General features: G+C 59.7%; 20 protein-coding genes and 1 pseudogene. 13 read left to right on the top strand and 8 right to left on the bottom strand.

Annotation, left to right across the window (positions count from 1 at the left end; genetic code table 11):
- Window positions 1–3: 3 nt before the first annotated feature.
- A complete protein-coding gene (gene ycaC, locus ACZZ0A_RS13170) occupies window positions 4–636 on the bottom strand; it encodes an isochorismate family cysteine hydrolase YcaC (protein ID WP_007916011.1) in 633 nt (210 codons plus the stop codon).
- Window positions 637–825: 189 nt separating this feature from the next.
- On the bottom strand, window positions 826–1,836 hold the full coding sequence (locus tag ACZZ0A_RS13175) for a LacI family DNA-binding transcriptional regulator (protein ID WP_463543259.1): 1,011 nt from the start codon (window positions 1,834–1,836) through the stop codon (window positions 826–828).
- A gap of 177 nt (window positions 1,837–2,013) precedes the next feature.
- Here ACZZ0A_RS13175 and ACZZ0A_RS13180 point away from each other — a divergent pair, with 177 nt between their 5' ends.
- The 3 genes from ACZZ0A_RS13180 to ACZZ0A_RS13190 are packed head-to-tail and all read left to right on the top strand — an operon-like array spanning window position 2,014 to window position 5,557.
- On the top strand, window positions 2,014–3,204 hold the full coding sequence (locus tag ACZZ0A_RS13180; protein ID WP_414893661.1) for a Gfo/Idh/MocA family protein: 1,191 nt from the start codon (window positions 2,014–2,016) through the stop codon (window positions 3,202–3,204).
- Window positions 3,194–4,276: a sugar phosphate isomerase/epimerase family protein gene (locus tag ACZZ0A_RS13185; protein WP_463543260.1), complete on the top strand. Its 1,083-nt coding sequence runs from the start codon at window positions 3,194–3,196 to the stop codon at window positions 4,274–4,276. Before ACZZ0A_RS13180 ends, ACZZ0A_RS13185 begins: the two co-directional genes overlap by 11 nt.
- 42 nt (window positions 4,277–4,318) lie before the next feature.
- The gene (locus ACZZ0A_RS13190; RefSeq protein WP_463543261.1) at window positions 4,319–5,557 is read left to right on the top strand and encodes a nucleoside permease; all 1,239 of its coding nucleotides are present in this window, start codon (window positions 4,319–4,321) and stop codon (window positions 5,555–5,557) included.
- A gap of 82 nt (window positions 5,558–5,639) precedes the next feature.
- Here ACZZ0A_RS13190 and ycaC (ACZZ0A_RS13195) read toward each other — a convergent pair whose 3' ends face one another.
- Window positions 5,640–6,272 (bottom strand): isochorismate family cysteine hydrolase YcaC, encoded by a 633-nt coding sequence (gene ycaC, locus ACZZ0A_RS13195; protein WP_007916011.1) that lies wholly within the window; start codon window positions 6,270–6,272, stop codon window positions 5,640–5,642.
- Between the two features lie 128 nt (window positions 6,273–6,400).
- The gene (locus ACZZ0A_RS13200; RefSeq protein WP_007916010.1) at window positions 6,401–6,997 is read right to left on the bottom strand and encodes a TetR family transcriptional regulator; all 597 of its coding nucleotides are present in this window, start codon (window positions 6,995–6,997) and stop codon (window positions 6,401–6,403) included.
- A 216-nt stretch (window positions 6,998–7,213) separates the two neighbouring features.
- Between ACZZ0A_RS13200 and ACZZ0A_RS13205 the strand changes: the two genes are divergently transcribed.
- The 3 genes and pseudogenes from ACZZ0A_RS13205 to ACZZ0A_RS13215 all read left to right on the top strand — a co-directional run bounded on the left by ACZZ0A_RS13205 (window position 7,214) and on the right by ACZZ0A_RS13215 (window position 9,196).
- Window positions 7,214–7,996, top strand: coding sequence for an SDR family NAD(P)-dependent oxidoreductase (locus tag ACZZ0A_RS13205; RefSeq protein WP_007916009.1), 783 nt, complete (start codon window positions 7,214–7,216; stop codon window positions 7,994–7,996).
- A 5-nt stretch (window positions 7,997–8,001) separates the two neighbouring features.
- A pseudogene (locus tag ACZZ0A_RS13210) lies at window positions 8,002–8,139 on the top strand (alpha/beta fold hydrolase); the annotation flags it as partial.
- Between the two features lie 58 nt (window positions 8,140–8,197).
- Window positions 8,198–9,196, top strand: coding sequence for an NADP-dependent oxidoreductase (locus tag ACZZ0A_RS13215; RefSeq protein ID WP_463543262.1), 999 nt, complete (start codon window positions 8,198–8,200; stop codon window positions 9,194–9,196).
- Between the two features lie 638 nt (window positions 9,197–9,834).
- Here ACZZ0A_RS13215 and ACZZ0A_RS13220 read toward each other — a convergent pair.
- Entirely contained in the window at window positions 9,835–11,961 is a 2,127-nt protein-coding gene (locus tag ACZZ0A_RS13220; RefSeq protein WP_463543263.1) for a TonB-dependent siderophore receptor, read from the bottom strand.
- 167 nt (window positions 11,962–12,128) lie between these two features.
- Window positions 12,129–12,713, bottom strand: coding sequence for a TetR/AcrR family transcriptional regulator (locus ACZZ0A_RS13225; RefSeq protein WP_007916004.1), 585 nt, complete (start codon window positions 12,711–12,713; stop codon window positions 12,129–12,131).
- Between the two features lie 212 nt (window positions 12,714–12,925).
- Here ACZZ0A_RS13225 and ACZZ0A_RS13230 point away from each other — a divergent pair, with 212 nt between their 5' ends.
- The 4 genes from ACZZ0A_RS13230 to ACZZ0A_RS13245 all read left to right on the top strand — a co-directional run bounded on the left by ACZZ0A_RS13230 (window position 12,926) and on the right by ACZZ0A_RS13245 (window position 19,240).
- The gene (locus tag ACZZ0A_RS13230; protein ID WP_463543264.1) at window positions 12,926–13,603 is read left to right on the top strand and encodes a type 1 glutamine amidotransferase domain-containing protein; all 678 of its coding nucleotides are present in this window, start codon (window positions 12,926–12,928) and stop codon (window positions 13,601–13,603) included.
- A 105-nt stretch (window positions 13,604–13,708) separates the two neighbouring features.
- A complete protein-coding gene (locus tag ACZZ0A_RS13235; RefSeq protein ID WP_463543265.1) occupies window positions 13,709–14,833 on the top strand; it encodes an alkene reductase in 1,125 nt (374 codons plus the stop codon).
- 277 nt (window positions 14,834–15,110) lie between these two features.
- Window positions 15,111–16,649 (top strand): cryptochrome/photolyase family protein, encoded by a 1,539-nt coding sequence (locus ACZZ0A_RS13240; protein WP_463543266.1) that lies wholly within the window; start codon window positions 15,111–15,113, stop codon window positions 16,647–16,649.
- A 128-nt stretch (window positions 16,650–16,777) separates the two neighbouring features.
- Window positions 16,778–19,240, top strand: coding sequence for a PAS domain-containing protein (locus tag ACZZ0A_RS13245; protein WP_463543267.1), 2,463 nt, complete (start codon window positions 16,778–16,780; stop codon window positions 19,238–19,240).
- Here the strand turns inward: ACZZ0A_RS13245 and ACZZ0A_RS13250 are convergent.
- On the bottom strand, window positions 19,202–20,749 hold the full coding sequence (locus ACZZ0A_RS13250; protein ID WP_095111871.1) for a sensor domain-containing diguanylate cyclase: 1,548 nt from the start codon (window positions 20,747–20,749) through the stop codon (window positions 19,202–19,204). The two genes, ACZZ0A_RS13245 and ACZZ0A_RS13250, sit on opposite strands and share 39 nt — an antisense overlap.
- A gap of 265 nt (window positions 20,750–21,014) precedes the next feature.
- Here ACZZ0A_RS13250 and ACZZ0A_RS13255 point away from each other — a divergent pair, with 265 nt between their 5' ends.
- Window positions 21,015–22,271 carry an MFS transporter gene (locus ACZZ0A_RS13255; protein ID WP_463543268.1) on the top strand — a complete coding sequence of 419 codons (1,257 nt, stop codon included), beginning with the start codon at window positions 21,015–21,017 and terminating at the stop codon, window positions 22,269–22,271.
- A 210-nt stretch (window positions 22,272–22,481) separates the two neighbouring features.
- Complete coding sequence (locus ACZZ0A_RS13260; RefSeq protein WP_250604624.1) at window positions 22,482–23,504, top strand: alpha/beta hydrolase; 1,023 nt, start codon at window positions 22,482–22,484, stop codon at window positions 23,502–23,504.
- A gap of 88 nt (window positions 23,505–23,592) precedes the next feature.
- Here the strand turns inward: ACZZ0A_RS13260 and ycaC (ACZZ0A_RS13265) are convergent, their stop codons facing one another.
- Entirely contained in the window at window positions 23,593–24,225 is a 633-nt protein-coding gene (gene ycaC, locus ACZZ0A_RS13265) for an isochorismate family cysteine hydrolase YcaC (protein WP_463543269.1), read from the bottom strand.
- Window positions 24,226–24,545: 320 nt separating this feature from the next.
- Here ycaC (ACZZ0A_RS13265) and ACZZ0A_RS13270 point away from each other — a divergent pair, with 320 nt between their 5' ends.
- Window positions 24,546–25,292, top strand: coding sequence for a response regulator transcription factor (locus ACZZ0A_RS13270; protein WP_463543270.1), 747 nt, complete (start codon window positions 24,546–24,548; stop codon window positions 25,290–25,292).
- The last annotated feature ends 184 nt before the right edge of the window (window positions 25,293–25,476 follow it).

Raw genomic sequence — 25,476 nt, forward strand, 5'->3', positions numbered from 1 at the left:
GGCTTACTTCTGCTGTGCGGTCAGCGCCGAGTAGCTGTTCATCAGGTTGCGGTAGTTCGGGATCCGCTGCGACAGCAGATTACCCAAGCCTTCAATGTCGTTGCGCCAGTCGCGGTGCAACTCACACGCCACCGAGAACCAGTTCATCATCTGCGCACCAGCCTGAGTCATGCGACTCCACGCGGCTTGTTGCACGGTGGTGTTGAAGGTGCCGGACGCATCGGTCACCACAAACACATCAAATCCTTCCGCCAGCGCCGACAAGGTCGGGAACGCTACGCAGACATCCGTGACCACACCAGCAATGATGATTTGCTTGCGACCGGTAGCTTTGATCGCCTTCACAAAATCTTCGTTGTCCCACGCGTTGATCTGACCAGGACGAGCGATGTACGGCGCATCCGGGAACATCTCTTTCAATTCCGGCACCAGCGGGCCGTTCGGGCCTTGTTCGAAACTGGTGGTGAGGATGGTCGGCAGTTCGAAGAATTTGGCCAGATCGGCCAGGGCCAGCACGTTGTTCTTGAATTCGTTGGGCGAGAAGTCCTGTACCAGAGAAATCAGGCCGGTCTGGTGATCAACCAGCAGCACGATGGCGTCGTCTTTGTTCAGGCGGTTGTAGGTTGGAGTGGTCATGGTCTGCTTCCCTTTTGAGTTTTTGAATTTGTTGTTGCGTTCAAGTTGGGTACAGATTACTGACGCACAGGGACGGGATAAATCGGCTGAAAAGTGTTTCACCGTCAACTCAAAAGGGACAATTTTCCGGCTGCCGGTGAGTCTGAAAAACTGGCACCACTGACAAACCTGCGCGGAGCAGTCACGGGGTCATTTATCAGCTGCAGGTCCCCGCGCCGTGCTGTCACGCCGCGTCAACGCGAACGGCAATACCACATGCCGTTGCGGCAACGGCTGTTTCTCGATCAGCGCAATCAGCATTTCCACGGCTTTCTCGCCGAACATTTCGGCGGGTTGGGCAATGGTCGTCAGCGGTGGATCGCAGTACGCGGCCATTGGAATATCGTCGAATCCGGCGAGAGAAATATCCTCCGGCACACGCAGCCCCTGCTCTTTGATTCGCTTGAGCGCGCCGATGGCCATTTCGTCATTTTCACAAAACAGCGCGCTCGGTCGGCTGTCGAGCGCGAGTAGTTTCCCGGCACCCGAATAGCCCGCGTCGAGCGTGAAATCGCCGTGACAGATAAGCGTGTGATCGAGCGCGAGACCGGCATCGCGCAGGGCCGCTTCATACCCCGCCAGACGATCACGCGTGAGCGGGCTGCCTTTGGGTCCTTTGATCAGTCCGATGCGCTGATGCCCCATCGCGATCAGGTACTCGGTCATGGCTTTGGCCGCCGCAACGTTATCCAGACTGATCGTTGGATGCCGTCCGTGCCGGACGACTTCGCAGGCATTGACGATCGGGGTCAGCACTGGCTCGGCGGCGGATTCATCGAATGGATCATAGGCACGCAACTGAATGACGCCATCGGCTTGATGGGCGTACACCAGATGGGCGAACTGTCGCTCAAGCGATTCCTGGCCCTGGGTGTCGCACAACAGCAACCGGTATCCGGCGGCCTGCGCGGCTTTTTGTGCGCCGCTGATCACTCTGGCGAAAAAGGTGTTGGCAATGGTCGGGACCAGAATCACCAGGTTTCCCGTTCTGCGCGAGCGAAACTGTACCGCCATCAAATTCGGTCGATAGCCGGTTTGCTGGACGGCGGCCATGACCCGTTCGCGGGTATCGGGCAGCACTCGCTCGGGGGACTTCAATGTTCTCGACACCGTTGCCACCGAGACACCCGCCAGCCGTGCCACTTCGCGGATATTGGACAAGACTGCCTCGCTCTTTCAATCAAATCGGCCGTCGAGCTTACCGCACAGCGTCACGGGCCGAAACGTTGGCATTCGTCAGACACGGTTTGACACTCGCTGATTTCGGGCCTAGATTTCGCCGACGATGTAACCGGTTACATCATCAATGTTCCGCATGAATCCACTGAGACAATTGCCATGATTGCTGCAGGTCGCAAAATAAGAATGGGCTTCGTCGGTGGCGGTGAAGGCGCCTTCATCGCCCAGGCACACCGGCAAGCTGCCGGCCTCGATGGACGCTTCGAACTGGTCTGCGGTGCGTTCAGCCGCGACGCCAACAACAATCGACGCAGTGGCGAGGCCTTGGGCCTTCCCGCACAACGCTGCTATGACGCCTGGCAAGACATGCTGGCCGCCGAACACGCACTGCCGGCCGATCAGCGCATGGAACTGCTGGTGATCGTCACGCCCAATCACCTGCACGCCCCTATCGCCAGTGCAGCACTGAGTGCGGGTTTCCATGTGTTCAGTGAAAAGCCTGCAGCGCTCAATCTGGCGCAAGTGCAGGACTTGGCCCGCGTGGTCAACAACAGCCAGCGGATCTACGCCTTGGCACATACCTACCTGGGGTATGCGATGGTCTGGCAGGCACGCGAGATGGTCGCCAACGGTGAAATCGGGCGCCTGCGCAAAGTCCTCGTCGAATATCCCCAAGGCTGGCTCAGCAGCGACGTGGCTGGCCAAGGCAACAAACAGGCGGGCTGGCGCGACAATCCTGAACAGTCCGGCATCGGTGGCTGCATCGGTGACATCGGCACGCACGCGTTTTCCCTCGCGGAGTTTGTCGCCGGTCAATCCATCCAGTTCATCAGCGCGATGCTCGGGTCACATTTGAGCAGTCGCCAACTGGATGACGACGCCTCGATGCTGTTCAAAATGGCCGACGGCGCCAGCGGTGTATTGATCGCCAGCCAAGTGTGCGCGGGCGAAGAGAATCCGCTGAAGATTCGCCTGTATGGCGACAAGGGCGGGCTGGAATGGCGTCAGGAAGAGCCCGCCAGTCTGATCCATCGCCCCTTGAATGAGCCGATGCGCGTGCTGCGCTCGGGCCTTGGTCAACCTTGGCTGTGCGCAAACGCCACGCGGCGCATGCGCTTGCCCGCCGGACACCCGGAAGGCTACCTCGAGGCGATGGCCAATCTCTATGGCGACCTCGCGCAAGCCATTTTCCAGGGTGCGAGCGGCCCTGACGCACCCGGCGTTCCAGGCATTGCCACCGGGCTGCGCGGTATGGCCTTTATCGAGACTGCCATCGCCAACCATCGTGGAGAAGCCAAATGGACTCAAATACCCGACCTTGCGAATGGAGCACCCGCTAATGAGCGTTGATCAACAGCCCCCGAGCGGGATGCGCGGCCCCGGCATCTTTCTCGCCCAATTCATCGCCGACGAAGCACCTTTCGATACCTTGGCCAACATCGCGCAATGGGCCGCTTCTCAAGGCTACAAAGCCATTCAATTGCCGACCCTCGGCACGCGCTTCATCGACCTTGAACGCGCCGCCGACAGTCAGGATTACTGCGACGAACTCATCGCCGTATGCGCCAAGGCCGGTGTGGTGATCAGCGAGCTGTCGACACACCTGCAAGGCCAACTGGTCGCGGTCCATCCGGCGTTCGACTCACTCTTCGATGACTTCGCCCCGGCAGCGCTGCGTGGCAATCCGCAAGCACGCACCGAATGGGCGATCAACCAGTTGAAACTGGCGGCGCGCGCCAGTCAGCGCTTGGGGCTGCCGGCCCACGCTACCTTTTCCGGCGCCCTGCTCTGGCCCTACGTCTACCCCTGGCCGCAACGCCCTGCCGGTCTGGTGGAACAGGGCTTTGCCGAATTGGCGAAACGCTGGTTGCCGATCCTCGAGTGCTTCGATGAGGCCGGTGTCGACCTCTGCTACGAGATCCACCCCGGCGAGGACCTGCACGATGGCGCCTCTTTCGAGCGATTCCTCGAAGCGGTGAATCATCATCCGCGCGCGGCAATTCTGTATGACCCGAGCCATCTGTTGCTGCAGCAAATGGACTACCTGGGCTTCATCGATCGCTACCACGCGCGCATCCGCATGTTCCACGTCAAGGACGCGGAGTTCCACGCCAGCGCTAGGTCCGGTGTATACGGCGGCTATCAGGGTTGGGTTGATCGTCCGGGTCGGTTTCGTTCACTGGGTGATGGCCAGATCGACTTCAAAGCGATCTTCAGCAAACTGACCCAATACGACTTCAACGGTTGGGCCGTGCTGGAGTGGGAATGCTGCCTGAAAGACGCGGCACAAGGCGCTGCCGAAGGGGCGACCTTCATCGAGCGACACATGATCACCCGAACCCGCAAGGCATTCGACGATTTCGCCAGTGTGAGCGCTGACGAGCAATCCAACCGGCGTCTGCTGGGCCTTGGCGAACGCTGATTACCACGCTGTTACCGACATAAAAATAATACGGTGATTGAAATGAACGTAATGAATGCGCGACTCAGCGTCATGATGTTTCTGCAGTTTTTTATCTGGGGTGGCTGGTTTGTCACCCTCGGCACCTTTCTCACCACGACACTGGCAGCAAGCGGCGGCCAGGTGGGTATGGCTTTTTCCACGCAGTCGTGGGGCGCGATCATTGCGCCGTTTGTCGTTGGGCTTGTTGCAGATCGATTTTTCAATGCCGAACGCATTCTGGCGGTGTTGCACCTGCTGGGCGCGGTGCTGCTCTTTCAGCTTTATCGCGCACCTGATTTCAGTGCGTTTTATCCCTACGTACTGGCCTACATGCTGGTCTACATGCCAACGCTGGCCCTGGTAAACGCGGTAGCCTTCCGACAGATCAAAGACCCGGCCCGGGAGTTTTCCCGCATCCGCGTATGGGGCACCATTGGCTGGATCGTCGCTGGCATCGTGATCAGTTTCGGCTTTGCCTGGGACGCTCAACAGACGATTGCTGCAGGCGGTTTGCGCAACACGTTCCTGATGTCTGCCGTGGCTTCGCTGGTGTTGGGCCTCTACAGTTTCAGCCTGCCGAACACGGCGCCGCTGAAGTCGACGGGCGATTCGCCAGGCATCAAGCAGATGCTGGGTGTGGACGCATTGGGCTTGCTCAAGGATCGCAGCTATCTGGTGTTCTTTCTTGCATCCATCCTGATCTGCATTCCTCTGGCGTTCTATTACCAGAATGCCAATCCGTTTCTGGCCGAAATCGGTGTCACCAATCCCACCGCGAAGATGGCTCTGGGTCAGGTCTCCGAAGTGCTGTTCATGCTTCTGCTACCCCTGTTCATCCAGCGTTTCGGCATCAAGATTGCCTTACTGGTCGGGATGCTGGCCTGGGCCTTGCGCTATGTGTTGTTCGCCTACGGTAACAATGGTGACCAAGCGTTCATGCTGCTGATCGGTATTGCACTGCACGGCGTGTGTTATGACTTTTTCTTCGTCTGTGGGCAGATCTACACTGATGCCAAAGCGCCCGAGCGCTTCCGCAGCTCGGCTCAGGGCCTGATCACCTTGGCCACTTACGGTGTGGGCATGCTGATCGGATTCTGGGTGGCGGGTCAGATCACTGACCACTTCACCGCGCAAAACGGCCACGACTGGAGAAGTATATGGCTGTTCCCGGCAGGATTTTCGGTGGTGGTTCTGCTGTGTTTCGCACTGGCGTTCAAAGGCCGTGTCGGCGAAAAGGAGGGGATGCCGTCGACCGTCTAAAAACGCCGTTCTGATAGGTGCAGCGGCAGAAAACACAAAAAGCCTGCTTTTCAGGGCAGGCTTTCGTTTGAATCGCGTCGGCTTACTTCTGTTGAGCCGTCAGCGCTGAATAGCTGTTCATCAGGTTGCGATAGTTGGGGATTCGCTGCGACAGCAGATTGCCCAAGCCTTCAATGTCGTTGCGCCAGTCGCGGTGCAGCTCACAGGCCACCGAGAACCAGTTCATCATCTGTGCACCGGCTTGAGTCATGCGGCTCCACGCGGCTTGTTGCACGGTGGTGTTGAAGGTGCCGGACGCATCAGTCACCACAAACACATCAAACCCTTCCGCCAGCGCCGACAAGGTCGGGAACGCTACGCAGACATCCGTTACTACACCGGCAATGATGATCTGCTTGCGCCCGGTGGCTTTGATCGCTTTGACGAAGTCTTCGTTGTCCCAGGCGTTGATCTGACCTGGACGAGCGATGTACGGCGCGTCCGGGAACATCTCTTTCAGTTCCGGCACCAGCGGGCCGTTCGGGCCTTGTTCGAAACTGGTGGTGAGGATGGTCGGCAGTTCGAAGAACTTGGCCAGATCGGCCAGGGCCAGCACGTTATTCTTGAATTCGTTGGGCGAGAAGTCCTGCACCAGAGAAATCAGGCCGGTCTGGTGGTCGACCAGCAACACGATGGCGTCGTCTTTGTTGAGGCGGTTGTAGGTTGGAGTGGTCATGGTCTGCGTCCCTTTTGAGTTTTTGAAGTTGTTGTTGCGTTCAAGTTGGGTACAGATTACTGACGCACAGGGACGGGATAAATCGGCTGAAAAGCGTTTCACCGTCAACTCAAAAAGGACAATACCGATCAACCAGCCACTTCTGCACTGTCGGCAGATATCAGCAATGACGCGGTCATTTCAGCGTGGCATACCGCAAGTATTTCATCGGCCAGCGCTGAGTCATCCGGGCAGGCACGCGACAGAACAATCGCGCCCACCGCCCGCGCCAGCATGTCGATCATTTTCACTCGCCCCGCGTCAGGCGCCGCGTCTGGCCCTGTCGGGTACTTGTCACCGAGCGTCTGCAGCGTGCGCTCGATGCCGTCGGCAAACGCCTTTTTCACGTCGTCAGACTGGCGCGCGGCGTCGCCGCACAGCGCCGCCATGGTGCAGCCACTGCCCCGCCCGTCCCGATGGTCTTTCGACACATAAGCGTCGATGAAGCCTTGAACATCGACCATTTCGGCACTGGCCAACGAGCGCGCAAGGCTGTTGGCCGAGGCTTCGGACATCAGGTCGGCCTTCGAGCCAAAGTGTTTGTAGAAACCGCCGTGGGTGAATCCGGCCGCCGCCATGAGATCCGCGACGCCGACACCGTCAAAACCTCGCTCACGAAACAACACCGAAGCGGTCTCGACGATGTGCTCGCGGTTTGCCTGCGCCTGGGCTTTGGTGACTCTCACGTGCAATACCTCCGCTGAAAAATCATGCGCCGATGATACATAGATGTCGGCCATAATCAAAATCGTTGACAGCTTAGATTTCGATCATCATCCTAAATGCAGAGGTTACGGCTGCACACACAGACACAAAGCGCTGTTGCTCAGTAGGTTGAACTCCGCCGTAATTTCTGCCTCCTGCATCAACCCTAATCGATTTTTTGAAAAAGAGATGATCCCATGACTACCCGCCCTGCTGTTCTCATCACTGGCGCCTCTACCGGCATTGGCGCGGTTTACGCCGAACGTTTCGCTCAACGCGGACATGATCTGGTGCTGGTCGCCCGCGACCTTGTGCGTCTGGAAACACTCGCCGCGAAGCTGCGTAGCGAACACAGCGTCGCCGTGGATGTGCTTCAGGCCGACCTGACCCAACTCAGCGATCTGCACACCGTCGAAACGCGCCTGCGCGACGATGCGCGCATTGGCATCCTCGTCAATAACGCGGGCGCCGCGCAGTCCGGCAACTTCATCGAGCAGAGCACCGACAAAGTGGCCAATCTGGTCGCCCTCAACACCACGGCACTGGTGCGGCTCTCCAGTGCCATCGCTCCCCGTCTGGCGAAGGCCGGTGACGGCGCGATTATCAACATCGGCTCGGTGGTCGGTCTGGCCCCGGAGTTCGGCATGTCGGTCTACGGCGCGACCAAGGCGTTTGTCCTGTTCCTGTCTCAGGGGCTGAGCCTGGAACTGTCGCCACTGGGCGTCTACGTGCAAGCCGTGCTGCCGGCCGCGACGCGTACCGAGATCTGGGATCGCGCGGGCATCGACATCAACACCTTGAGCGAGATCATGGAGGTCACCGATCTGGTCGATGCGGCGCTGGTCGGTTTCGATCGTCGCGAGCCGGTGACCATTCCGCCGCTGCATGAAGGTGAGCGCTGGGATGCCTTGCAAACCGCGCGGCAGGGCCTGCTGGCGCAGATTCGCCAGTCGGCGGTCGCCCAGCGCTATCTGGCGTGAGTGCAATGGCGCAGACGCTTTTCGTCAACGCCGCCAACCAATCGATTTTGGTTGGCGGCACGGCCTTCGCCTATCGAGACCTCGGGCCGAAATCGGCGGAGCCGCTGATCCTGCTCAATCATTGGGGCGCGGTACTCGACCACTGAGGCAATCCGCTCAGGCAATGCAGCCCTTCCCGAAACAGTGAGAGCCGTCCCCACCATGAAAGCTTATTTTATCGATCGCTACGGCAAGCAGAACGGGCGTATGGGCGATGTCTCCGAGCCTGTACCCGGCGCCCATGACGTGCTGATTGATGTACATGCGGCCAGCGTCAATGTGCTGGATTCAAAGATTCGCAGCGGCGAATTCAAACTGATTCTGCCGTACTCATTGCCCTTGGTGCTGGGCAACGATTGTGCCGGCGTGGTGATTGAGGTTGGCGCAGCGGTCAAGGGTTTCAAGCCCGGCGACGCGGTGTATGCACGCGTGCCCGAACAGCGAATCGGCACCTTCGCCGAGCGAATCGCCGTTGAGCAAAACGCCGTGGCGTTGAAGCCCGCCAACCTCAGTATGGAGCAAGCCGCCGGCATTCCCTTGGTTGCCCTGACAGCCTGGCAAGCGCTGGTCGACATCGCCCGTTTGCAAAAGGGTCAGAAGGTCTTGATTCACGCCGGTTCCGGCGGTGTCGGAACAATCGCCATTCAACTGGCCAAGCACCTCGGCGCTGTTGTCGCGACCACCACCAGCACCGCGAATGTCGAATGGGTTAAAGCGTTGGGCGCAGACGTGGTGATTGATTACAAACAGCAGCACTTCGAGCGCGAATTGCGCGACTACGACGTGGTGCTGAACAGCCTCGGCTCCGACGTTCTGGAAAACTCGCTCAAGGTACTCAAACCGGGTGGTCAGCTGATTTCCATATCCGGCCCGCCAACTGCCGAGTTCGCCAACGCGCAGGGCTTGGCGTGGCCGTTGCGGCAAGTCATGCGCCTGTTGAGCCTGGGTATTCGGCGCAAGGCGCGCAAGCGGGATGTCCGTTACAGCTTTCTTTTTATGCGGGCGAGCGGTACACAACTGCAGGAAATCACCACGCTGATTGAAGCCGGCAAAATAAGGCCCGTGCTTGACCGCACCTTCGCCTTCGAGTCAGCGGGCCAAGCCCTGACTTACGTCGAACAGGGCCGTGCGAAAGGCAAGGTAATCGTGCAGATCAAATAGTTGCCTGCCTGTAATCATCTGGCGAAAGACCCATGGATAACGTTGCCTGCGACACCGAAAAGCCCCCCGCCGACGAACCGCAAGACACGGAGAACAAACACTCACCTGAATCTGCGAACCACGAGACGCCCGACCCCAAGCAGCACAACGCGATACTTGGAGTTGCTCCGATCGTATGGCGGCCCTTGATGCTTGAGCCCTAAGTGTTCAACGCGCATGAGTTTGCTGGAAAAACACCGGAAGGTAGTGTCACTGGCTAAGTGGCGAGGGCCGAAACAGCTGCCCTCACCCTAGCCCTCTCCCCCAGGAGAGGGAACCGATTGGGGGATATTGGCGATGAACGCCGACGTGCAATAGCGCCTGTGAATCCAATATCGCCAAGCATTGCGGATGAACCCATCATCGACGCGATGCATAGGCTCCCTCTCCCCCAAGGAGAGGGAACCGATTGGGGAATATTGGCGATGAGCGCCGACGTGCAATAACGGCTGTGAATCCAATACCACCAAGCATTGCGGATGAACCCGTAATCGACGCGATCTGTCAGGTCGATGCATAGCGCAAGACACCTCGGTCGGCTCCCTCTCCCCCGGGAGAGGGCTGGGGTGAGGGGCAGCCGTTGCAGCGTCGAGCTCGGCTTACAAGGTGTAGGAAATCCCAACCTGCACCGTTCGCGGCGCGCCCGGATAGGCGTAGACATTACCAAACGCGCCCTCTTCATAATCCCGGTCAAACAGATTCTTCACGTCAAGATTGAGCCGCACCTTCTCGTTGACCTTATAAAAGCCGAGCAAATCGACAACGGTGTAGCTGTCCATCGAGAACGCAGTATTGGCGGTTTGCCCGGCGCGTTCGTCGACGTACTTGAGTCCGGTACCCAGGCCCAGGCCTTTAAGCGTGCCGTCCTGAAATTCGTAGACGTTGAGCAGGCTGAAGCTGGTTTGCGGAATGTTCATCAGTCGCGTGCCCGAACGGATCACATTGTCTTTGGTCACTTCGGCATCCACGTAGGCGTAGCCGCCGATGACGCGCCATTCGGGTGTCAGGTTGCCGGCGACGTTCAGGTCGAAACCACGGCTGCGCACTTCCCCGGCCGCCACACTGAAGGTCGAGTCCACCGGGTCGGTGGTCAGCACGTTGCGTTTTTCGATCTGATAGATCGCCGCGTCGACGCTCAACTGATGATCCAGCGCCTCCCACTTGATGCCCATTTCATAAGACTTGCCTTTCTCCGGTGCAAAACCTCCACCCACGCGGCTCGCACCGGTATTGGGCTTGAACGAGCGCGCAGTGTCCGCATAAACCGCCAGGGTCTCGGTCAGGTCGTAGGTCACGCCGAGGCGCGGGGTCACCGCGTTATCACTGGCCTGCCAGTTTTTACCGCCCGGCACGTAGGTTTCATAGTCGTGTTCGAAACGCTCAAAACGCGCCCCGGCCAGCACCTTCAAACGCTCGGTCAACGCCACCTGGTCCTGCACGAACGCGGCATAGGTCTTGAGGTTTTCCTTGTCGTGGGTCGGCGTGCGCGTCAGCGCCGGACGCGGCTGACCGTAGACCGGATCGAAGATGTCGATCGGGTAGGCACCTACCGCGCCGCTGGAACGCTGAATGATCGACTTGTAGTCGTAATCTTCATACTCGATGCCCGTCAGCAAGGTGTGCTGCAGGCCGCCGGTGCTGAAATGCCCGGTCAGATTGAGCTGAGTGTCCTTGTCGGTCCACTCCAGTTTGCGGTAGTTGAAATTGCGTCCCAGGGTTCGACCGTCATCGGCAATGCCGTTGGCTTCGATGGCATTGCCCTCAAGCGAGCCGTCGAGCCACTGGAAGCCACCGCCCAGCGTCCAGTCATCATTGAGCAGATGTTCGAAGCGCAGTTGCGCCATGTTGTTGTCGTTGTGCAATTTGCCGGCGTCTTTCTCGCCGAAGAACGTGTCCCGCGAGGCGGTGCCGATCTGCTTGGCGTAACGCGTCACGCCGCGATCCAGCGGATGATTGTTGCGCATGAAATCACCCTCGAAGATCACCCGGGTGGCATCGCTGGCCTGCCAGGTCAGCACGGGCGTTACGCCGTAGCGCTCGGTCTCGACATGATCGCGGAAGGTATCGCCGCCCTCGCCCACCACGTTCAGTCGATAAGCCAGGCGCCCCTCTTCATCCAGCGGGCCGGAAGCGTCGAGGGTGCCGCGCTTCATGCCTTGATCATTCAACTGACTGCCCAAGGTGACTGTGCGCTCGGCCAACGGCTGCTTGGAAACAACGTTGAAGGTACCGCCGGGATCACCACGGCCATAGAGCATTGTCGCCGGCCCGCGCAGCACTTCCAGACGCTCGATAGTGTTGGCGTCCGGCATGTTCGGGTAGCCGCGATTGATCGGAAAACCGTTGCGGTAGAACTCGCCGGTGGTGAAGCCGCGCACGGTGAATGTGGTCAGGCCCTGCCCGCCGAAATTGTTCGCCCGGCCCACGCCGCCGGCGTAGTCCAGTGCGTCTTGCAGTCGCGTGGCGCCGAGGTCTTCGACCGCATCCTTGGTCACTACGCTGATCGATTGCGGGGTTTCATGGATCGAGGTGTCGGTACGGGTAGCACTGGCAGAACGCGTCGCGCGATAACCCTGCACCGGGCCGTCTGCCCGTTCGTAATCTGCCGTACCGACCACGTCGGTCGCCTCCAGCTCCAGCGCAGAAGAGGTCGAGTCGGCCGGCTCGGCCCACGAGGTAGAAGACAACGCTTGCAGCACACACACGGAAAGCAGAGTTCGACGCATGAAATGAAAACCTTACGAATAGGCCAGAACGAGGGGTAAAACCGCCAGCAAAGCGCCGCGGATGGTATACCAAGCGTTCCGTTATTGAAACTTATTCCCATTCGTATGTTTGAGCCGACCGCGTGCCAGTACGCGTGTCATGCATTGCATCGCACAAAAAACCTTGGTCAAACGTGCAAAAGCTGTTTCGTCATCGCCATCGATGTCTCCAGCGACTGCCCGGTACGCTGCAATTTGTTCAGCAGACTGGCGCCCAACCACAGCTGATAAAGGGTTTCCGCCAGATGCCGGGCGTCGCCTGCGGGCAGGCATTTTTCAGCCTGGCCCTGCTCGATGCACAGGGCAATGCGAGCCACCACTTGCTCGGCGCCATCGCGCAAGGTCAGGCGCATCGACTCCGACAGGTCGGCGACTTCGGCGCTGAGCTTGACTACCAGACACTCATCGCCATGCCCTTCGAGGGTGCAGCGGTTCTGCCAGCCCTGCCAGTAATCCATCAGCCGCTCATAGGCGCTCAGCCCCGGCAGCGTCAGGCGGCGTTCCATGTCGGCGAGGTAGCCGACGAAATAATCCGCGAGCAACGCCTGGCCGTACAACTCTTTGGATTTGAAGTAGTGATAGAACGAACCCTTGGGCACACCGGCGGTTTGCAGGATTTCGTTGAGGCCGACACTGGTGAAGCCCTTCTCGGCCATCATCCGGTGGCCGGTGTCGAGCAAGTGTTGGCGGGTGTCGTCGTAGGTCGCTTTCATGGGGCGCAAGTTACCAGGCAATAGACCAGTCGTATATTGGGAGGAACGGAAGTTTGCCACACCTGTCGATGAAAAACCGCAGGATAAAAAATTACTAGACGACTGGTCTAATAGGAATCTATGCTGCGCCCCGACAAACGTTTTCTGACCGGTGTGGCCGATGTGCGAATCCTTCGCTCAATCGAAGACACCTGATCGACTCAAGGTGCTCTATGAAAATCCTGATGGTTTTGACTTCCCACGATCAACTCGGCGACACCGGCAAGAAAACCGGTTTCTGGCTGGAAGAGTTCGCCGCGCCCTACTACGCCTTCAAGGACGCCGGCGCCGACGTCACTCTGGTCTCGCCCGCCGGTGGCCAGCCGCCGCTGGACCCGAAAAGCGATGAGCCCGATGCGCAGACCGCCGAGACTGATCGCTTCCGCAAAGACTCCGCCGCGCAACAGGCACTGGCAAACACCGGACGCCTGGCTGACGTCAGCGCCAATGATTTCGATGCCGTGTTTTATCCGGGCGGCCACGGCCCACTGTGGGACCTGGCCGAAGACAAGCAGTCGATCGCATTGATCGAAGCCTTCGACCGCGCCAACAAACCCCACGGTTTTGTCTGCCATGCACCGGGTGTGTTGCGTCACGCCCTCACCGCTGACGGCAAACCGCTGGTGCAGCACCGCCAGGTCACCGGTTTCACCAATGCCGAGGAAGCGGCCGTTGGCCTGACGGACGTGGTGCCGTTCCTGATCGAGGACGAGTTCCAGCGCCTCGGCGGCCATTATTCGAAAGTCGCTGACTGGCAGGTTCATGTGGTCGCCGACGGGCAATTGGTCACCGGCCAGAATCCAGCCAGCTCCGCCGCTGTCGCTGAAAAACTGCTGAAGATGCTGGGCTAAAACTTCGCTTCCAACCTTCCTAACGCCGAGTGCGTCTTGCTCGGCGTTATTTTTTCACCCAATCAATAGTCGACTGGTCTAATAAACACCAAGACAAGGTAATCCATGAATAGCAGCACGTTCTTCACACCCGCCAAACTCGGCAACCACACCCTGAAAAACCGTATCGTCCTGCCGCCTCTCACCCGCCAGCGCAGCACCCAACCGGGCAACATCGCCAATGAGTTGATGGCCGAGTATTACCAACAACGTGCCGGCGCCGGTCTGCTGGTCACCGAAGGCACGCAGATCGAACCCCGTGGCCAGGGTTATGCGTGGACGCCGGGCATTCATACGCCTGAGCAAATCGCCGGTTGGCGCAAAGTCACCGAGGCCGTGCATGCCGTGGACGGGGTGATTTTCGCCCAGTTGTGGCACGTCGGCCGCGTCTCCCACACCGCACTGCAGCCCGACGGCGCGGCGCCGGTTTCTGCCTCTGCCGTGGCCTCCGACCGGGTCAGTGTGTTTATCGAAACTGCGCCCGGCGTCGGTGAACTGGTCACCCCGTCGGCACCTCGTGCGCTGAGCACCGATGAAGTTCAGGAGTTGGTTCAGCTGTACATCCAGGCGGCGCGCAACGCCATGGACGCCGGTTTTGACGGCATCGAATTGCACTGCGCCAACGGGTATCTGGTGAACCAGTTCATCTCCGCCCACAGCAATTTGCGCAACGATCAGTACGGTGGTTCGTTGCACAATCGTCTGCGCTTTCTCAAGGAAGTGGTCGCCGGTGTCGCCGAGTGCATCGGCAAGGAAAAAGTCGGCGTGCGGTTTGCGCCGCTGTTCACCACCACCGATGAAGCGCGGACCTATTTGGGCATGGTCGAAGAGGATCCGCACACCACTTACATCGAAGCGATCAAGGTGCTGCAGGACGTGGGCATCGCCTATCTGTCCATCGCCGAAGCCGACTGGGACAACGCGCCGGCGATGCCCCTCACGTTTCGTCAGGCCGTGCGCGACACCTTCAGCGGCGCGATCATTTATGCCGGGCGCTACACCGCAGAATCCGGCGCGCAACTGCTCGATTCCGGGCTGGCAGACTTGGTCGCTTTTGGCCGCCCGTTCATGGCCAACCCCGATCTGCCGGCGCGCATTGCCAATGACTGGCCGTTGAATGCACTGAACCCGGCAACGGTGTATGGCGGCAACGCCGAGGGCTATATCGACTACCCCGTTTATCCCGCCTAAGCCTTTCAAGACACAGTAAACGCTCGCGAAATATCGGGAGCGTTTATCCGAGTCGGAGTGCAAGCCCTTGTGGGAGCGAGCCTGCTCGCGAATGCGGCGTGTCAGTCACTCACAATGTTGAATGTGACGACGCCTTCGCGAGCAGGCTCGCTCCCACAGGAGATGTGAATATTCACCGCACAAAACCTATACACAGACTACAATCTGTACAACTATCTGGACTTAACATGTAAACGTCCATTCGGCAGCTCGCTGCTCACTACGCTGAATCCGTGAAATGAACAAAACCCATCGGCTGTGCCTAGTTCTGGGTGACCAGTTATCGTTTGATCTGGCTTCATTGGCAGGTCTGGATCGCGAACAGGATCGTGTGCTGCTGGTCGAGGTCATGGAGGAAGCCACCCATGTTGCCCATCACCCGCAGAAGATCGCCCTGATCTTCAGCGCCATGCGTCACTTCGCTAAAGCCCTGAAAGATCAGGGCATCCGTGTGCATTACGTGACCCTCGACGACCCGCAAAACAGCGGCTCGGTGCCCGGCGAGTTAAAGCGCTGGCAGACACTGCTGCAGGCCAACGAATTGCACCTGACCGAATGCGGCGACTGGCGTCTGGAGCAATCACTGAAGGATTGTGGCTTGCCGATCCACTGGCATGCGGACAACCGGTTCCTGTGCAGCCGCGACGAATTCCGCGCGTGGGCCGCAGACAAAAAGCAACTGCGCATGGAATTTTTCTACCGCGAGATGCGCCGCAAAAGTCGCCTGTTGCTCAATGGCGATGGCACGCCCGTCGGCGGCGCGTGGAACTTTGATGCCGACAATCGCAAAGCCCTGCCGAAAACCGTCAAGGCGCCCTACCCGACGGGTTTTACCAACGATGCAATCACCCTCGATGTCCTCGCACTGGTCAAGGATCGCTTCGCCAGTCACTACGGCAGCCTGGACGATTTCAACTATCCGGTGACGCACGCCGACGCCCAGGCATTGTGGGCCTACTTTCTCGACTATGGTCTGGCGGGCTTCGGCGATTATCAGGACGCCATGGCCCGCGACGAACCGTTTCTGTTCCATGCCCGCATCAGCGCTGCGCTCAATATTGGCTTGCTGGACCTGCGCCAACTCTGCAGTGATGTGGAGTCTGCCTACTGGTCCGGCAGCATTGCCCTGAACTCCGCCGAAGGTTTCATTCGCCAACTGATCGGCTGGCGCGAATACGTCCGTGGCGTTTACTGGCTGCACATGCCGGAGTACGCCGAGGGCAATGCCTTCGGTAATACGCGGCGGTTGCCAGAGTTTTACTGGACCGGCGCAACGCAGATGAACTGCATGCGCCAGGCCATCGGCCAAAGCCTCAAACACGCCTACGCCCATCACATTCAGCGCCTGATGGTGACAGGCAATTTCGCCCTGCTCGCCGGTATCGCGCCGAGCCAGATCTGTGAATGGTATCTGGCCATTTACATGGACGCGTTCGACTGGGTCGAGCTGCCCAACACCCTCGGCATGGTCATGCACGCCGATGGCGGTTACCTCGGCTCCAAGCCTTATTGCGCCAGCGGCCAGTACATCAACCGGATGTCCGACTACTGTCGCGACTGTGCCTACTCGGTGCGCGAAACCACGGCTGACAACGCGTGCCCGTTCAACGCGTTGTACTGGCATTTTCTGATGCGCCACGGCGACCTTCTGCGCGGCAATCAGCGCATGGGCATGATGTACAAAAACCTCGACCGCATGCCGCCGGAAAAGCAGCAGGCCTTGTGGCAGCGCGGGCAGAGCTTGCTCGACAGACTGGATCGCGGCGAATCGCTATGAAAACGCGTGCCCCCTTGGCTCGCGTGCAACTTAAACGTGACACCCCGGGTCAATGGCTCACAAAGCTTGCAAAGTCGATGGCTTGAAACACGCCAATTAAACGCAGAGCAACAATAAAGGCATGAGGAGTGGATACCCTGAAACAGCTTACTCGCGAGGAGCTTGAGTCCGAAGTCACGCGCCTGCGTCTGGCCGTCAAAGCGACCTGCGACGCCGTCTGGGACTGGGATCTGAAAACCAATCAGGTCATCTGGAACGACTCGCTGCAACAGGCGTATGGCTACGCGTCAGCAGCCATCGAGCCGACGTGTGACTGGCGGTTTGCGCAGATTCACACGCAGGATCGCGCACGCGTGACGACCTCGATTCGCTCGGCGATTGACGGCTCCGGGACGACCTGGAGCGCTGAGTACCGCTTCCTCTGCCACGATGGTTCGTACGCCGAAGTGCTGGATCGCGGACACCTGATTCGCAATGCCGATGGCCAGGCCGAACGCATGATCGGGGCGATGCTCGACCTGACCCGCTCGCGCAGTGCCGAAACGGCATTGCGTCGTAGCGAAGAACGTTTCATCACCATTCTGGAAACCATCGAAGCCGCGTTCGCCATCGTCAAAGTCAAATTCGACGCCGACGACCACCCGATCGACTATTGCTTTGTCGAGGCCAACCCGGCGTTCGAGCGTCAGGCGGGGGTCAACCTGCGGGGCAAATGGGTCACCGAGTTTGCGCCCAACCTGGAGAAGTTCTGGTTCGAAACCTACGGCCATGTGGCCAAGACCGGCGAGCCGGCCAACTTCGAGAACTACGCCAATACCTTCGAACGCTGGTTCGATGTGCGTGCCGTGCGCGTCGGCGACCCGGCCGATCGGCAGATCGCGATCTTCTTCAGCGATGTCACCGAGCGCCGCGACGCGCAGGAGCGTTTGCGCATCAGCGAGGCGGTCGCTCGGGAGAACGTCGAACGCGTGCAACTGGCCCTCGCCGCTGGCGCCATTATCGGTACCTGGCATTGGCACCTGCCCAGCGATCGCTTCAGCGTCGATGAAGCCTTCGCGCGGGTGTTCGACCTCGACCCCGCCTGGGGGCTCGACGGTCTGAGCCTGGAACAAGTAGTAATGACCGTTCACCCGGACGACCGGGAGGGACTGATAGCCGCCATCAACGAAGTCAAAGCCCGCGGCGGGGCCTATTCGCACCAGTACCGAGTGCGCGGCGCGGATGGCAAATACACCTGGATTGAAGCCAACGGCCGCGTCGAGTGCGCCGAAGACGGCACGCCTTTGCGCTTTCCCGGCGTGCTCATCGATGTCGAAGACCGGCGCAACGTCGAAGCCGAGCGCGACCGGGTCACCGCTGCGTTAAAGGCCCTCAATGACACACTGGAACAACGGGTCTCGGCGCGCACCGCAGAGCTGATGCAGGCCGAGGAGAAGCTGCGGCAATCGCAGAAAATGGAAGCGGTCGGGCAACTCACCGGCGGTCTGGCGCATGACTTCAACAACCTGCTGGCGGGTATCTGCGCATCCCTTGAGCTGATGGACAAACGCATCGCCCAAGGGCGTCTGAGCGACATCGACAAATACATGCTGATCGCACAAGACGCCGCCAAACGCGCAACGGCCCTGACCCATCGCCTGCTGGCCTTCTCCAGGCGGCAGACACTCGATCCCCGGCCAACGGAAGTCAACGCGCTGATTGCCGGCATGACCGAACTGATCCAGCGCACCGTTGGCCCGAGCATTCGCCTGAAGACGGTCGCCGCCGCCGACCTGTGGCCGGCGCTGGTCGATGCCAGTCAACTGGAAAACGCCCTGCTCAACCTGTGCATCAACGCTCGCGACGCGATGCCCGACGGCGGCAGCATCACCGTCGAAACCGCCAATCGCACCCTGGATGCTGAAGCGGCGCGCGTAAGGGAAATGCCCGAAGGGCAATACTTGTGCCTGTCTGTCGCCGACACCGGAACCGGTATGAGTGCGGAAGTGATGGCCAAGGCCTTCGACCCGTTTTTCACCACCAAACCGCTGGGCCAGGGCACGGGGCTCGGGCTGTCGATGATCTACGGTTTCACCAAGCAATCTGGCGGACAGGTGCGGGTGCAATCGACCGTGGGTCAAGGCACCACCATGTGCGTTTACCTGCCGCGCTACCCCGGCGAAACGCAGCGCAATCACGATGACGCGCAAAGCTTGGCAACGCCTCAAACCAAGGCCGGCGAGACCATCCTGATTGTCGACGACGAGCCCACCGTTCGCACGCTGCTCAAAGACGTGCTGAACGACCTTGGCTACAACCTGCTCGAAGCGTGCGACAGCGTTGAGGGCCTGGAAGTATTGCGCTCCAGCGCGCACATCGATTTGCTCATCACCGATGTCGGCTTGCCCGGCGGCATGAACGGCCGACAAATGGCCGATGCAGGCAGGCAGATCAGGCCGAAACTGAAGACGTTGTTTATCACCGGATATGCGGAAAGCTCAGTGATCGGCAACGGTCAACTCGGTCCGGGCATGCAGGTACTGACCAAACCCTTTGTCGTCGACACGCTGGTGTCACGCGTCAGTGGCCTGCTGTCCATCGACGTCGAGTAAGCGCTGCGCTCGGGATGCCATGAACCGGTTGCGCCCCGCGGTTTTCGCTTGATACAGCGCCTGATCGGCTGACTCGATCAAACCGTGCGCAGGGTCCAGGCGTGAAGCGCGCGCGGCGGCGATGCCGATACTCAGGCTCACGCGGGCCACGGGACTGGAGGGGTGAGCAATGTTTGCTTGCTGTAAACGCTCAATGATCAACTGTGCTACCACGGCGGCACCGTCGATGTCGGTGGCGGGCATGATGACCGCGAACTCCTCGCCGCCGTAGCGCGCGACCAGGTCTGACGGTCGCCGCACACATTCATCCAGCACCCTGGCGACGGCTTGCAGACAGGCGTCGCCGGCAACGTGCCCGAGCGCATCATTGAAGCGCTTGAAATAGTCGATATCGATCATCAACAAGGCCAGCGACGAGCCGTCGCGCTGTGCCCGCCGCGCCTCTGTGGCCAGGGTCTGATCAAAGCAACGCCGATTAGCCAAACCGGTCAGCGCATCTTTCATGGCCAACAACTCCAACTGTCGGTTCGAGCCGAGCAATTGCTGCTGAGCGATGCGCAGTTCGCCTTCCACCTGGGTCCGGCGTCGGATATCGAGAATCAAGAACCAGCCAATCAGACCGGTAAGCCCCAACAGCCCCGCCACCACCACCGCCGACAGCAGCGCCTCGGTTCGCCAGGCCGCGAGGGCTTCACGCTTGCCGATGGCGACCGTGGTGATCAGGGGCAATTTTTCACTTTTGCGGAAGGCGTAGAGGCGTTCGACGCCATCCAGGCTGGAGGTATAAGAGGCGGTGCCGACCGATTGATCGACCAGGTATTTGGCGTAGATCGGCGACTTGGAAAAGTTGCGGCCCATGTCCTGCTCGCGGAAGGGATAGCGCACCAGCAACGTACCGTCGGTATAGGACAGGCCGATGGCCCCGTCCTGGCCGATGTCGAGTTTGCCGAACAGACGCAGAAAGTTTTCCACGCCCAGGGTCACGGCCACGACCCCGGCAAACTCGCCGCGATCATCATTGAAACGGCGGCTGACGGTGATCACCCATTCCTGATTGGAACGGCTGCGGATCGGAGGCCCGATAAAGGGTTCGCGGCTCGGATCGTCGCGATGATGAATGAAGTAGGCCCGATCAACGCTGCTGGCACCCACCGGAATCGGCCGGTTCGACGACATCAGCCAATGACCATCGCGGTCATAGATAGTGATACCGCTCAGCTGTGGCATCAGCGGTTGCTGGCGGTTGACCAGCGCACTCAGGCGCTGGATCTGCGCGGGGCCACTGCCCTCGGTTTCCAGGCGCTCGACCAGCCCGAGCAACAGCAGCGAACTTTGCCGGACAATGCCTTCGGAATAGGTCTCGAGTGCCTGGGTCAGGTTCAACCCGTGCACGTTGACTTCCTCCAGCGCGCGATCGCGCGAAGACAGCACTTTCCAGATGGTCAGCGACGCCAGGGAGCAGCCGATGACCAGCAACAAGAGAATGACGAGGTGGGTATCACGCTTCACGAAAGTACCTAATGGAAAGTCCGGTTTCCGGTTCCGGCCGTTACTGATTCAAGGCAATAACAGCGGTCGTATGTCCTCGACCGGCGCAAGGATACAAGTAGCGCGTCGAACGTGCAGCAACCGTATGACGGAACGTCGTTTTCAGGCCTTAGGCGTTGTTTCGCAACGACACGGCAGCAGCTTGCAACTTATATTCACGGCCGCAGGTCATTAGGCTTGCTGAGGTTGAATCCATCCGCAAACCTCTAACATTGAAGACACCGCCGTGGCCGCTGACCTCGATCGCCGCAACAACCTGTCACTGGACAGCCTGAATTTTTTCCTCGCCGACGTGCGCGACGGTCTCGGTCCCTATCTGGCCATTTACTTACTGGCGGTGCATCACTGGGAGCCGGCCAGCATTGGCCTGGTGATGACCATTGCCGGGGTCGCTGCACTGATCACCCAGACGCCGGCCGGCGCCTGGGTCGACAACAGCCGGCGCAAACGTGCGTTGATTGCGATCGCCGCGCTGCTGGTGACCGGCAGTTGCCTGCTGCTGCCGTTCGTGACGTCCTTCACGTGGGTGGCGTTGACGCAAACCCTGAGTGCGATGGCCGCTTCGATATTCGCCCCGGCCATTTGCGCAATTACCCTGGGCATGACCGGGCCACGAGCGTTCACGCGGCGAACCGGGCGCAACGAAACCTTCAATCATGCCGGCAATGCCTGCGCCGCCCTGCTGGCCGGGGTGTTCGCGTATCTGTTCGGCCCGGTGGCGGTGTTTTATCTGATGGCGGCCATGGCCCTGGCCAGTGTCATTGCCATCGCCTGCGTTTCGCCAGCAGCCATCGACCATGATCTGGCCCGCGGACTGGATCCGGCCGACGCTGGGCATCGTCAGCCTTCCGGTTTGTCGGTGCTGCTGAGCAACCGGCCGCTGTTGCTGTTCGCCATTTGCTGTGCACTGTTCCATCTCGCCAATGCGGCGATGTTGCCGTTGGTGAGTCAAAAACTCGCGCAAGCCAATCTGCAGATGGCCACGCCGCTGACCTCGGCCTGCATCGTCGCGGCGCAATTGGTGATGGTGCCGGCGGCGTTACTGGTCGGGGCGAAAGCCGATCTGTGGGGACGAAAACCGCTGCTGCTGGCCGGTTTTCTGATCCTGCCATTGCGCGGTGTGCTCTATACGCTGTCGGACGATGCTTATTGGCTGGTCGCTGTGCAGATGCTCGACGGCGTCGGCGCCGGTCTGTTCGGCGCTTTGTTTCCGATCATGGTCAAAGACCTTACACAGGGCACCGGACACTTCAACGTCAGCCTCGGCGCACTGACCACGGCCTTCGGGCTGGGCGCGGCGTTGAGCAACGGCATCGCCGGGTTCGTTGTGCAGGAGGCTGGTTACAGCGCGGCGTTTCTGACCCTGGCCGCTATTGCGGCAGTAGCAGTTGTGTTGCTTGGGGTCGGGGTTCCGGAAACCCAGCGCAGCGGTCGTCAGGCTGAAAGCGGGTTGGTCGAGGCCAGCACTGAATCCTCTGCGTAATCCATATCCCATCCCGCCCTCTCATCGCCGCCATATCTACTCTGCGCGCCGCGCCAAACGGCCGCGGCGGATGCGCGTGGCGTTAAAAATCCAGATTCAGTGGATCAGGCAAGCAATCCAGAGGAATGCACTTCGGCGCCGAGGCGCTGATCGAGAGAATGTTCGTGCACAGGCTCAGACGAATAAACCCTCAATCGCAAGGACATTCCAGTGAAAGGTTTTTGCTTGGCCTTCGGGCTGCTCTTCAGTACTTTTTCAGCCATGGGAGCCGATATGTCGAACGGCGCAGACAACTTCTACACCAGCGATAAAGTGACCGTGGAAAAGGTCACCTTCAAGAACCAGTACGGAATGAAGGTCGCTGGCAATCTGTTCAGCCTGAAGAACCTTGACCCACAGTCAAAAAATGCCGCGATCATCGTCGGCCACCCGATGGGCGCAGTGAAAGAGCAAAGCGCCAATCTCTACGCGACCAAAATGGCGGAACAGGGTTTCGTCACGCTGTCGTTCGACTTGTCCTTCTGGGGCGAAAGCGAAGGCCTGCCACGCCAGTCGGTTGCGCCGGACATTTATGCCGAAGACTTCAGCGCGGCGGTGGACTTTCTCGGTACTCGCCCACTGGTCGATCGCGAGCGTATCGGTGTTATCGGTATTTGCGGCAGCGGCAGTTTCGCCATCAGCGCCGCCAAGATCGACCCACGTTTGAAGGCGATTGCCACCGTCAGCATGTACGACATGGGTGCTGCCAACCGCAACGGCCTCAAACATTCGCTCACGCCAGCTCAACGCCAATCGATCATTGAACAGGCGGCGCAGCAGCGTGACGCGCAGTCCTGGGGCGGCCCGGTCCGCTACACCGGCGGCACACCGCTCAAACTCACCGGTAATGCCGTGGGGGACGAGTTCTACGATTTCTACCGCACCCCGCGTGGCCAGGTCACCCCGGCCGGTGCTTCGCCGCAGACCACTACCATGCCGACGCTGATCAGCAATGTGAAGTTCATGAACTTCTACCCGTTCAATGACATCGAGAGCATCTCCCCGCGCCCGCTGCTGTTCATCGCCGGTGCTCAGGCGCACTCCCGCGAGTTCAGTGAAGACGCGTACCAGCGCGCGGCCGAACCCAAAGAGCTGCTGATCATTCCAGGGGCCGGCCATGTCGACTTGTACGACCGGGTCAACCTGATTCCCTTCGCCAAATTGACCGAGTTCTTCAGCCATAACCTGAAGTAACGCCATCGCAACGCTGCCAGCGCTTTAAAGTGCAGACACGCCAAAAGCCTGCTTTTCAGGGCAGGCTTTTCGTTTGCAGCACGTCGGCTTACTTCTGCTGTGCGGTCAGCGCCGAGTAGCTGTTCATCAGGTTGCGGTAGTTGGGGATGCGCTGCGACAGCAGATTGCCCAAGCCTTCAATGTCGTTGCGCCAGTCGCGGTGCAGCTCACAGGCCACCGAGAACCAGTTCATCATCTGCGCACCAGCCTGAGTCATGCGGCTCCACGCGGCTTGTTGCACGGTGGTGTTGAAGGTGCCGGACGCATCAGTCACCACAAACACATCAAACCCTTCCGCCAGCGCCGACAAGGTCGGGAACGCTACACACACATCCGTCACCACACCGGCAATGATGATCTGCTTGCGGCCGGTGGCTTTGATCGCCGTCACAAAGTCTTCGTTGTCCCAGGCGTTGATCTGACCTGGGCGAGCGATGTACGGCGCATCCGGGAACATCTCTTTCAATTCCGGCACCAGCGGGCCGTTCGGGCCTTGTTCGAAACTGGTGGTGAGGATGGTCGGCAGTTCGAAGAACTTGGCCAGATCGGCCAGGGCCAGCACGTTGTTCTTGAACTCGTTTGGCGAGAAGTCCTGCACCAGGGAAATCAGGCCGGTCTGGTGGTCGACCAGCAGCACGATAGCGTCGTCTTTGTTCAGGCGGTTGTAGGTTGGAGTGGTCATGATGGGCGTCCCTTTTCAATGTTGGAAAGTTGTTGTTGCGTTCAAGTTGTGTACAGGTTACTGACGCATCGAAAGGGGATAAATCGGTTCAAACGCGTTTCACCGTCAACCTGAACAGGACAATTCAGCGACGGTGTTCTCTTCGCTCCCGTATTGAAGCCAGCAAAATCAGGGTTATTAGCTAATAACACCTTCATTAAACAGAAGCTCAAACGTTGTACTAGGATAGGATCCAAGTCTGCGGTATTTCGTCGACCAAGGAGATCGTCGACAGTGCTGCAGACGTTTTTGAATTAACGCCTCTCAGGGATGACACGCATATGAATTCACACTTGTTCCCCCACATCGGCAAGGTCATCGCCAGCACCGGCAGCCGGCACTTTCCGCGCATGCTGCATGACCTGATCCTGACGCAACTGGCGGTAGACGCCACGCACATCCGGCAGATGCGTGTCGAACCGGTGAGCCGCGCGTCGAGCCGCAGTGAGCCGGAGCCACTGAAAGAGCCGGCCCTGCTCGCCGAAACGGTGTTTTCCGAACACAGTGCGGCGGCCCACCACTTACAGAATCCGCCGGCTGCGACCAGCGCGGACGCCTCGCAACTGCACCTGACCCGGCGCAAGGATGGCTACCGCTACGTGATTTCGGTATACCGCAACGGCGAGTCGCAGCGCTTTTCCGCGCAGGAGCGCAGCCTGTTGCAGGACATCTCCCCGGTACTGCTGCCGATGGTGGAAAAACACATCAACGCCCTGCAACCGGCCACCCTTGAACCGCAAACCCCGTCCGAAGCAGCCGAAGGCAGCGGCCTGGAAACCTTGCGCCTGCGCTTTGACGAGCGCCTGGAGCAACTGGGGCTGAGCCTGTCGAATCGCGAAACCGAAGTGTGCGTCGGCCTGCTCGCCGGCCGCACGGCGCCGGAACTGGCCGAGCAGTTGGCGTTGAAGGTCAACACCGTGGAGAGCTATCTGAAACGCGCGGCGATCAAATTGGGGATCAGCGGGCGGCATTCGTTGATGCGCTGGATGTATTCGCCGTTGGAGGCGTTGGGATCGAGTGCGGCGTGATAAACGTGGGTTTTGTGCACGGCTCTGGATCGCTACCCCCTCACCCCAGCCCTCTCCCCCAAGGGGGCGAGGGGGAAAGGGAGCAGATTTGTGTAGTTTTCGAGCCTGAGTTCGACGCGATATTCCAGGTCGGCGCACCTCGAAAGAACACCGCGGTCAGTCGCCTCTCCCTCTGGGAGAGGGT

Source organism: Pseudomonas sp. AC242, assembly GCF_979258655.1.

What these genes read in the sequence shown, in the direction of transcription:
- ycaC (WP_007916011.1), bottom strand. Translation starts at nt 636, where the DNA reads ATGACCACTCCAACCTACAACCGCCTGAACAAAGACGACGCCATCGTG.
- ACZZ0A_RS13180 (WP_414893661.1), top strand. Translation starts at nt 2,014, where the DNA reads ATGATTGCTGCAGGTCGCAAAATAAGAATGGGCTTCGTCGGTGGCGGT.
- ACZZ0A_RS13185 (WP_463543260.1), top strand. Translation starts at nt 3,194, where the DNA reads ATGAGCGTTGATCAACAGCCCCCGAGCGGGATGCGCGGCCCCGGCATC.
- ACZZ0A_RS13190 (WP_463543261.1), top strand. Translation starts at nt 4,319, where the DNA reads ATGAACGTAATGAATGCGCGACTCAGCGTCATGATGTTTCTGCAGTTT.
- ycaC (WP_007916011.1), bottom strand. Translation starts at nt 6,272, where the DNA reads ATGACCACTCCAACCTACAACCGCCTCAACAAAGACGACGCCATCGTG.
- ACZZ0A_RS13205 (WP_007916009.1), top strand. Translation starts at nt 7,214, where the DNA reads ATGACTACCCGCCCTGCTGTTCTCATCACTGGCGCCTCTACCGGCATT.
- ACZZ0A_RS13215 (WP_463543262.1), top strand. Translation starts at nt 8,198, where the DNA reads ATGAAAGCTTATTTTATCGATCGCTACGGCAAGCAGAACGGGCGTATG.
- ACZZ0A_RS13220 (WP_463543263.1), bottom strand. Translation starts at nt 11,961, where the DNA reads ATGCGTCGAACTCTGCTTTCCGTGTGTGTGCTGCAAGCGTTGTCTTCT.
- ACZZ0A_RS13225 (WP_007916004.1), bottom strand. Translation starts at nt 12,713, where the DNA reads ATGAAAGCGACCTACGACGACACCCGCCAACACTTGCTCGACACCGGC.
- ACZZ0A_RS13230 (WP_463543264.1), top strand. Translation starts at nt 12,926, where the DNA reads ATGAAAATCCTGATGGTTTTGACTTCCCACGATCAACTCGGCGACACC.
- ACZZ0A_RS13235 (WP_463543265.1), top strand. Translation starts at nt 13,709, where the DNA reads ATGAATAGCAGCACGTTCTTCACACCCGCCAAACTCGGCAACCACACC.
- ACZZ0A_RS13240 (WP_463543266.1), top strand. Translation starts at nt 15,111, where the DNA reads ATGAACAAAACCCATCGGCTGTGCCTAGTTCTGGGTGACCAGTTATCG.
- ycaC (WP_463543269.1), bottom strand. Translation starts at nt 24,225, where the DNA reads ATGACCACTCCAACCTACAACCGCCTGAACAAAGACGACGCTATCGTG.
- ACZZ0A_RS13270 (WP_463543270.1), top strand. Translation starts at nt 24,546, where the DNA reads ATGAATTCACACTTGTTCCCCCACATCGGCAAGGTCATCGCCAGCACC.